Source organism: Methylophaga sp. UBA1464, assembly GCF_002325665.1.
In the GTDB taxonomy this organism is placed as follows: Bacteria; Pseudomonadota; Gammaproteobacteria; order Nitrosococcales; family Methylophagaceae; genus Methylophaga.
This window is the reverse complement of record NZ_DCSO01000087.1, coordinates 14211-23166: the sequence shown is the minus strand read 5'-3', so window position 1 is coordinate 23166 and position 8956 is coordinate 14211. Positions and strand designations below refer to the sequence as shown.

Sequence of the window (8956 nt, the reverse complement as noted above, 5' to 3'; positions counted from 1 at the left end):
GATTGCAGGAAGTGAAATTTAAAACAATATGAATGTTTGACGAGTCTGTGTTAACACATCGTGGCGATACTGATTTTTAGCAGCATGGGTGTTGACTATGTTTAAACTTCTTTGTGTAGTTAAAACCTTAGACGTATCGTTTAAATACGGAAGGAAAAACAATGACAATTAAAGTTGGAATCAATGGTTTTGGGCGTATTGGCCGCATGGCATTTCGTGCTGCAGCAAAAGATTTTCCTGAGATTGAAGTAGTAGCAATCAACGATTTGCTGGATCCGGATTATCTGGCATATATGCTCAAGTATGATTCTGTGCATGGCCGCTTTGACGGTGATGTCGAGGTTAAAGATGGACATCTGGTCGTTAATGGTAAGACTATTCGCGTTACCGCTGAACGTAATCCTGCAGATTTAAAATGGAACGAAGTCGGTGCCGATTTGATTATTGAATGTACCGGATTTTTCCTGACCGAGGAATCCTGCCAGGCGCATATTGATGCAGGCGCTAAAAAAGTAGTGCAATCTGCACCTTCCAAAGATCACACTCCAATGTTTGTTTATGGTGTGAATCATGAATCTTATGCAGGCGAAGCCATTGTTTCTGCTGCATCCTGTACCACCAATGCCTTGGCTCCCGTAGCCAAAGTCTTGCATGACAGTTTTGGAATCAAACGGGGTCTGATGACTACGGTACATGCCGCAACTGCCACGCAGAAAACGGTTGATGGGCCGTCCATGAAAGACTGGCGCGGTGGTCGCGGTATTCTGGAAAACATTATTCCTTCATCCACCGGTGCAGCAAAAGCCGTGGGCAAGGTGTTACCAGAATTAAACGGTAAATTAACCGGTATGGCATTTCGCGTACCAACATCGGATGTTTCGGTAGTCGATTTAACCGTTGAATTAAACAAAGATGCCAGCTATGAAGCGATTTGTGCGGCGATGAAAACTGCTGCTGAGGGTGAGCTGAAAGGCGTTTTGGGTTATACCGAAGAGAGTGTGGTATCAACAGATTTTCGTGGTCATACAGCGCCATCAAATTTTGATGCGGGTGCCGGGATCGCGCTTGATGGTACTTTTGTCAAAGTAGTGGCCTGGTATGACAATGAATATGGTTATACCTGCAATATGATGCGTCTGGTCGGACATGTAGCGAGTTAATACATCGTTGCAGTGTCTGAAAAAAACTAATGCAAGGCTTCCTGTAAAGGAAGCCTTTTTTTATGTATTGTGAAGGCTATAATCAGAACTGGTTCACAAAATAATTACAAGAGGGCAAAACCTTATGTCAGTAATAAAAATGGCCGATTTGGATTTCGCAGGCAAGCGCGTGTTAATACGACAGGATTTGAATGTACCGCTCAAGTCCGGCGTTGTGGCAGATGGCACGCGTATCCATGCCTCTTTAGCGACCATAAAACTGGCATTGGATAAAGGTGCCAAGGTGATGGTCATGTCACATCTTGGAAGGCCAACTGAAGGTGAATATGAGCACAAGTACTCATTAGCGCCGGTTGCCAATTATCTTTCGGCATTATTGGAAAAACCGGTTCGTCTTGAGCAGAACTGGCTGGAGCCCGACTTCATTCCAGTGGAAGTGGGTGAAGTTGTTTTGTGTGAAAACGTGCGATTCAATATTGGCGAGAAAGCCAATAATGATGATCTGGCAAAACGTATGGCCAAGATGTGTGATGTGTTTGTGATGGATGCTTTTGGTACAGCGCATCGGGCACAGGCCTCAACCCACGGAATTGCTAAATACGCCACGATTGCCTGTGCAGGACCTTTATTATCAGCTGAGTTGGAAGCGCTATCCAAAGCACTGGATAATCCTGCCCGGCCGATGGTGGCTATCGTGGGGGGCTCAAAAGTCTCTACCAAGCTGACGGTGCTGGAAACCCTGTCTAAGAAAGTGGATCAGTTAATCGTTGGTGGTGGTATTGCCAATACCTTTATTGCTGCAGCGGGTCATAATGTGGGTAAATCATTATATGAACCCGATTTGATCGATACCTGTAAAAGACTCTCCGCAGAGGCGATTAGTCGGGGGGGGAATATCCCAGTCCCCAAAGATGTTGTCTGTGGCAAACATTTTGCTGAAAATGCTGAAGCAGAATTAAAAGCCGTTGAAGCGGTAAGTGATGATGATATGATTTTTGATATCGGTCCTAAATCTGCTGCTGAGTTGGTTGAAATTATCAAGCAAGCTGGTACGGTGGTATGGAACGGACCATTAGGCGTTTTTGAATTCAGTCAATTTGGTGAAGGCACCAAAGAGATAGCGATGGCGATAGCGGAGTCGGATGCTTTCTCAATTGCTGGTGGAGGGGACACGCTGGCAGCAGTATCTAAGTACAAAATTTGTGATGATGTATCTTATATTTCAACCGGTGGTGGTGCTTTCCTGGAATTTCTGGAAGGCAAAACATTACCTGCAGTAGAAATTCTTGAGCAACGTGCCGCGAGTAATCAATGAGTAATTAATATGTCTGTTCGTCGAAGAACAAAGATTGTTGCTACCTTAGGTCCTGCGACAAAAGATCCTGCTGTTCTTGATGCGATGATATCGGCGGGCATGGACGTTGTCCGGCTCAATTTTTCTCATGGATCTGCCCTTTCACACATTGATATGGCCGAAAGGGTTCGCAATCGCGCCAGAGCCTTTGGTCGCCAGGTTGGGGTGCTGGTGGACTTACAAGGCCCGAAAATCCGCATTTCACGTTTTAAAAATGGTGGGGTGGAACTGGCTGAAAATGACCCTTTCATCCTTGATGCCGCATTAGCGGATGATGCCGGTGATAATCAACAGGTCGGAGTCGACTATAAATCCCTGCCACTGGATGTAAAGCGTGGTGACACATTGCTATTGGATGATGGACGTATTGTTCTGTGGGTGGAGTCAGTTATTGACCAGCAGATATATTGTCGTGTCACCGTTGGCGGGCTGTTGACGGATAACAAAGGCATTAACCGGCAGGGTGGCGGGCTGTCTGCCTCAGCCCTCACATCGAAAGATATGCAGGATATTCAAATCGCTGCAGATATGCAGGCCGATTATCTGGCCGTTTCCTTTCCCCGTAGTGCTGAAGATATTCATCTGGCCCGTCGATTACTTCGTGAAGCCGGGGGCTATGGTGGCATTATTGCCAAAATTGAACGTTCTGAAGCCCTGGATGATATTGATGCCATTATTGAAGCATCAGAAGGTATTATGGTCGCCCGTGGTGATTTAGGTGTGGAAATGGGGGATGCTGCTTTACCGCCAATTCAAAAACAGTTAATTGCCAAAGCCAGACGTATGAACCGGCTGACCATTACAGCGACCCAAATGATGGAGTCAATGATAGAAAGTCCGATTCCAACCCGTGCAGAAGTATTTGATGTCGCTAATGCCGTTTTGGATGGTACTGATGCGGTTATGCTTTCTGGTGAGACGGCGGTTGGTCATCATCCGGTAAAAGTCATTGAAGCTATGGACCGTATTTGTCTGCAGGCTGAACAACAGCGGGAAATTCGCGTGTCACGTCATCGGATTGATTCAAAATTTGAACGTATAGATGAAGCCATTGCGATGGCGGCTATGTACACCGCCAATCATCTTAATGTTAAAGCAATTGCCGCGTTAACAGAATCGGGATCTTCAACCTTATGGATGTCACGAGTCAGTTCGGGTATTCCGATTTTTGCTTTAACGCCCCATGTCGCGACACGACGCAGAGTGACTTTATATCGCGGGGTCTATCCCGTAAGTTTTGTCGTGGAACATACCGATCACGCGGCTTTGAATAAAGAAGCCGTTGAAGAATTACAGCGTCGCGGCGTGGTTCATGATGGTGATATAGTGATCATTACCAAAGGGGATCTTGAAGTACAGGGCAGCACCAATGCCATAAAAATTGTACGCGTGGGGGAATTGGTCGAACCCAAGGAAACAGCAGTGAATAAACCGGTTCAGTCGGAGAGCAGCAAATGGCATTAGTTTCAATGCGACAATTACTGGATTATGCAGCAGAGCACCAATTCGCCATACCTGCTTTCAATGTGAATAATATGGAACAGGTGCATGCGATTATGCAGGCCGCTGATGCGGTTGATAGTCCAGTTATCATGCAAGGCAGTGCCGGTGCACGGGAGTATGCGGGTGAACCGTTTCTCAGACATCTTATTCTGGCAGCAATAGAAGCCTATCCTCACATTCCTCTGGCAATGCATCAGGATCACGGTGCCAACCCGGCGATATGTGCTCGTTCCATTCAATCCGGTTTCAGCTCAGTGATGATGGATGGTTCATTGCTTGAAGATATGAAAACCCCGTCTGATTTTGACTATAACGTAAACGTCACCCGAAAAGTCAGTGAAATGGCTCATGCCTGTGGCGTTTCAGTAGAGGGTGAGCTGGGATGTCTGGGGTCATTGGAAACTGGCATGATGGGTGAAGAAGATGGGCATGGTTCAGAAGACAAACTTGATCATAGTCATTTGCTGACGGATCCGGATGAAGCCGTTGAGTTTGTCAGGCAGACTCAGGTAGATGCGTTGGCTGTTGCCATTGGTACCAGTCATGGCGCTTATAAATTTACCCAGCCCCCGACTGGCGAAGTTCTGGCAATCTCTCATTTGAAGACCTTGCAACAACGTTTGCCAAACACCCATTTTGTGATGCATGGATCCAGTTCAGTGCCGCAGGATTGGTTAGAAATCATTAACACATACGGCGGAAATATTGGCCAAACCTATGGTGTGCCGGTTGAAGAGATTGTTGAAGGCATTAAATACGGTGTGCGTAAGGTCAATATTGATACTGATTTACGCATGGCCTCGACCGGCTCTATCCGGCAGTTTTTGACGGATGAAAAAAACGCAGCCGTATTTGACCCGCGCAAGTTTTATAAAGAGGCTACCAAAGCGATGCAGATAATTTGTCAGTCACGTTATGAAGCCTTTGGCAGTGCTGGTCATGCCAGCAGGATCAAACCTATTTCATTACATGACATGGTCGAACGGTATCGCAGTGGAGAATTAACACCCAAGTTAAATTAACGATGATTTGACCATGGGGTAGTTTCATAATCCTTCGAACACATTCGCTGCCTGTCTTGGTTATGAATCAGGTAAAATAACACACTTTGTATCTACAGGGCTTATGCCGTGTTGCAACTTACTGCTATCGCTGTTGGTGGTGCTGCTGGTGCTTTATTGCGTTTTGCAATGTCCAATGGTGTTTATAAAATATTAGGGCGTGACTTTCCTTATGGGACCTTGGCGGTTAATGTGCTTGGCTCATTGCTGATCGGAATACTGTTCATCCTGCTGATTGAAAAATTAGCCGTAGCAGCTGAATGGCGGGCCGGATTGATTGTTGGACTGCTTGGCGCCTTTACAACCTTTTCCACCTTTTCGCTGGAAACGTTTACATTATTGGAAGATGGTGCATTTGTTAAAGCAGGACTAAATGTATTGTTAAGCGTCGTGTTATGCCTGTTGGCAACATGGTTAGGCATCAGTCTGGGAAGACAGTTATGAATCTGACATTAGTGAGAGTTTACTTATCTGATGGACGACATGAAGTACGGCAAGTGCTTAAACAGCTGGAGCAGAATAAAGTGCGTTTTACCGTGTTTCGGGGGGTAGCCGGCTTAGGTTCCAACGGTCTGGTTCATAAAGCGTCGATACTAGATTTGTCGTCGGATTTGCCAATGGTTATCGAGTTTTTTGATAAACCAGAACAAATAAACGATATCATCACTAAAATAAAAACTATGGTGGAAGTTGATCATATTGTCAGCTGGCCAGTGCAAAGCGGAATTTAACATGTTAGACCTCAAATTATTACGTACCGAACCTCAGGAAGTGGCAAAGGGGTTGGCCCGTCGTGGCTTTCAGCTGGATGTGATCCTGCTTGCAACATTGGAAACTGAACGCCGTCAGGCACAGTTGGATGCTCAGTCATTGCAAACCGAACGTAATGCGCGTTCCAAAATGATTGGTAAGGCCAAAGCCTCGGGTGAAGACATTGCACCATTGCTGGCCGAGATCGACGATTTAGGTGATCAGCATAAAGCCGCTGAAGCCAGACTGGCCAAAGTATTGGATCAGTTGAACGATCTTGCGATGAGCATACCGAATATCCCACAGGATGATGTGCCCGAAGGTAAAGATGAAAATGACAATGTCGAGGTCTCTCGCTGGGGCGCTCCGCGGCAATTCGATTTTGAACCTAAGGATCATGTAGATTTGGGAGCAGGCTTACAGCAGATGGATTTTGAAACTGCTGTCAAGATCAGTGGTGCGCGCTTTGTGACCTTGACAGGTCAATTGGCGCGACTGCAACGGGCGTTAATTCAGTTTATGCTGGACACCCATATAACTGATCACGGTTATACCGAAACTTACGTACCCTATCTGGTCAATGCCGATTCTTTACGTGGAACCGGACAACTGCCCAAATTTGCTGAAGATCTATTTGCTGTTGATGATGGTCAGCTTTATCTAATCCCAACAGCCGAAGTACCGGTGACCAATATTGTGCGTGACAGTATTGTCGATGCTGCACAGTTGCCATTGAAATTTGTTGCACATACACCCTGTTTTCGCAGCGAAGCCGGTTCACATGGCCGTGATGTACGTGGTCTTATTCGTCAGCATCAATTTGAAAAAGTCGAGCTGGTGCAGATCGTTGCGCCAGAAGTCTCTGCCGAAGCCCACGAGCAATTGACCGGTCAAGCTGAAAAAATTCTGCAGATGTTGGATCTGCCTTATCGTAAAATGCTGCTTTGCACTGGCGATATGGGATTTGCTTCAAGCAAAACCTATGATTTGGAAGTCTGGTTACCGAGCCAGAATACTTATCGGGAAATTTCCTCCTGCAGTAATTTCGGCGACTATCAGGCGCGGCGAATGCAGGCGCGCTGGCGGAACCCTGAAACAGGAAAACCTGAATTGGTGCATACTTTAAATGGTTCAGGTCTGGCTGTGGGACGCACTTTACTGGCGATATTAGAAAATCATCAACAAGCAGATGGCAGTGTCGTCATTCCCGAGCCACTTCGTGCCTATATGGGCGGCGTGGATAAAATTCATGGGTGATGAGTTTAGTCTGATCCAGAAGATTATTATCTGGACATTGCCGGTTTTATTCGCCATCACTTTACATGAGGTCGCTCACGGTTGGGCGGCATTAAAGCTGGGTGATAAAACAGCCCAGATGATGGGGCGATTAACACTCAATCCGATTAAGCACATCGATCCATTAGGCACGATTCTGGTTCCTGCTTTATTACTGATGTTTACCGGCTTTATGTTTGGCTGGGCCAAACCGGTACCTGTTACTTTTCAAAATCTGCGAAATCCAAAAAAAGATATGGCTTGGGTCGCTCTGGCAGGGCCAGGTGCCAATTTAGTGATGGGTTTTTTCTGGGCGATGGTTGCCAAGATTGGTCTATTGCTGGCCGTGAATGATGTGCTTATTTCCGGGCCGATGATTTACATGGGGGTTGCCGGTGTATTAGTGAATGGTATGTTGATGTTATTGAATCTGCTGCCGTTACCCCCACTGGATGGTGGAAGGGTCTTGGTCAGTGTATTGCCACCTCACCTGGCCTGGCGGGTAGAAAAAGTTGAGCCTTACGGATTTTTTATCTTGCTGGCATTACTCTATTTTGGCATCGTTATGATGATTTTATGGCCTTTGATGCAGGCATATATGGGATTGCTGGCATTTATCTTTGATATGCCAATGCAAGTATTTTTTATTCTGTAAAACACTGAATTGAGCAAGCTCATCAGGAGATTATTTTGGACACGGTAGCGTATCAGTCACGTCGTATTGTTTCAGGCATGCGTCCGACAGGGCAGTTGCATTTGGGGCATTATCATGGCGTTCTGAAAAATTGGATTAAATTACAACACGAATTTGATTGTTTCTTTTTCGTTGCTGACTGGCATGCTTTGACCACGCACTATGAAGATAGCCGGGTGATTGAAGACAGTGTCTGGGAAATGGTGATTGATTGGCTGGCGGCGGGTATTGAACCTTCTTCAGCTTCATTGTTTCTGCAATCACGTGTACCTGAACATGCTGAGCTGCATTTATTATTATCAATGATCACGCCTTTATCCTGGCTGGAACGTGTACCGACTTATAAAGATCAGCAGGAAAAACTCAAAGAAAAAGATCTGTCGACTTACGGCTTTTTGGGTTATCCATTACTGCAAAGCGCTGATATTCTGATTTATCGCGCCGGTCAGGTGCCGGTCGGTGAAGATCAGGTGGTTCATGTTGAGTTGACACGTGAAATTGCCCGTCGCTTTAATCATATCTACGGACGTGAAGCAGATTTTGAAGATAAAGCCGAATCTGCCGTGAAAAAAATGGGTAAGAAAAATGCCAAGTTGTATAACAATTTGCGTAAAGCCTATCAAGAGCAGGGTGATACTGAAGCATTACAGACGGCTCGTGAATTATTAAAAAATCAACAAAGTCTGGCGCTGGGTGATATGGAGCGTTTATTTGGCTTTCTGGAAGGCGGCGGTAAAGTGATCTTGCCAGAACCGAAAGCATTGTTGACCCCGGCTTCTAAAATGCCAGGTCTGGATGGGCAGAAGATGTCCAAATCCTATGGTAATACCATCTCATTGCGAGAGTCGGATCAGTCCGTTGCCGAAAAAATCAAACGTATGCCAACGGATCCCAACCGGGTACGCCGTACCGACCCCGGTGAACCGGATAAATGTCCGGTTTGGCAATTACATGAAGTGTATTCTGATGAAGATCAGAAACAATGGGTTCAACAAGGTTGCCGCTCGGCTGGGATCGGCTGCCTGGATTGTAAAGGTCCACTTATTGATTCGGTAATCGCCGAACTTAAACCCATCCGCGAACGCGCGGATGATTTCAGCCGACATCCAGAAGATGTACGACGTATTATTGATGATGGCAGTGCTGCAGCAAGAGAAGT

9 protein-coding genes are annotated in these 8956 nt (G+C 46.1%); all 9 read left to right on the top strand.

The window, feature by feature from the left end:
• Window positions 1–161 precede the first annotated feature (161 nt).
• A complete protein-coding gene (gene gap / locus B3O33_RS11335; RefSeq protein ID WP_292360606.1) occupies window positions 162–1160 on the top strand; it encodes a type I glyceraldehyde-3-phosphate dehydrogenase in 999 nt (332 codons plus the stop codon).
• A 124-nt stretch (window positions 1161–1284) separates the two neighbouring features.
• Window positions 1285–2475 (top strand): phosphoglycerate kinase, encoded by a 1191-nt coding sequence (locus B3O33_RS11330; protein ID WP_292363611.1) that lies wholly within the window; start codon window positions 1285–1287, stop codon window positions 2473–2475.
• 9 nt (window positions 2476–2484) lie between these two features.
• Window positions 2485–3978 (top strand): pyruvate kinase, encoded by a 1494-nt coding sequence (gene pyk, locus B3O33_RS11325; protein ID WP_292360602.1) that lies wholly within the window; start codon window positions 2485–2487, stop codon window positions 3976–3978.
• On the top strand, window positions 3969–5039 hold the full coding sequence (gene fba / locus B3O33_RS11320; protein WP_292360600.1) for a class II fructose-bisphosphate aldolase: 1071 nt from the start codon (window positions 3969–3971) through the stop codon (window positions 5037–5039). Before pyk ends, fba begins: the two co-directional genes overlap by 10 nt.
• A 108-nt stretch (window positions 5040–5147) precedes the next feature.
• Window positions 5148–5522, top strand: a complete 375-nt coding sequence (crcB, locus tag B3O33_RS11315) for a fluoride efflux transporter CrcB (protein WP_292360599.1) — start codon at window positions 5148–5150, stop codon at window positions 5520–5522.
• Complete coding sequence (locus tag B3O33_RS11310) at window positions 5519–5809, top strand: DUF190 domain-containing protein (RefSeq protein ID WP_292360597.1); 291 nt, start codon at window positions 5519–5521, stop codon at window positions 5807–5809. The genes crcB and B3O33_RS11310 overlap by 4 nt, the downstream gene beginning before the upstream one ends.
• Before the next feature lies 1 nt (window position 5810).
• Window positions 5811–7085, top strand: a complete 1275-nt coding sequence (gene serS / locus B3O33_RS11305; protein WP_292360596.1) for a serine--tRNA ligase — start codon at window positions 5811–5813, stop codon at window positions 7083–7085.
• A complete protein-coding gene (locus B3O33_RS11300; RefSeq protein WP_292360594.1) occupies window positions 7078–7758 on the top strand; it encodes a site-2 protease family protein in 681 nt (226 codons plus the stop codon). Before serS ends, B3O33_RS11300 begins: the two co-directional genes overlap by 8 nt.
• Window positions 7759–7793: 35 nt before the next feature.
• Window positions 7794–8956 (top strand): tryptophan--tRNA ligase (locus tag B3O33_RS11295; protein ID WP_292363610.1); only part of this gene is annotated, 1163 nt, incomplete at its 3' end.

Coding starts and splice junctions, on each gene's coding strand:
- gap (WP_292360606.1), top strand. CDS start 162: ATGACAATTAAAGTTGGAATCAATGGTTTTGGGCGTATTGGCCGCATG.
- B3O33_RS11330 (WP_292363611.1), top strand. CDS start 1,285: ATGTCAGTAATAAAAATGGCCGATTTGGATTTCGCAGGCAAGCGCGTG.
- pyk (WP_292360602.1), top strand. CDS start 2,485: ATGTCTGTTCGTCGAAGAACAAAGATTGTTGCTACCTTAGGTCCTGCG.
- fba (WP_292360600.1), top strand. CDS start 3,969: ATGGCATTAGTTTCAATGCGACAATTACTGGATTATGCAGCAGAGCAC.
- B3O33_RS11310 (WP_292360597.1), top strand. CDS start 5,519: ATGAATCTGACATTAGTGAGAGTTTACTTATCTGATGGACGACATGAA.
- serS (WP_292360596.1), top strand. CDS start 5,811: ATGTTAGACCTCAAATTATTACGTACCGAACCTCAGGAAGTGGCAAAG.
- B3O33_RS11300 (WP_292360594.1), top strand. CDS start 7,078: ATGGGTGATGAGTTTAGTCTGATCCAGAAGATTATTATCTGGACATTG.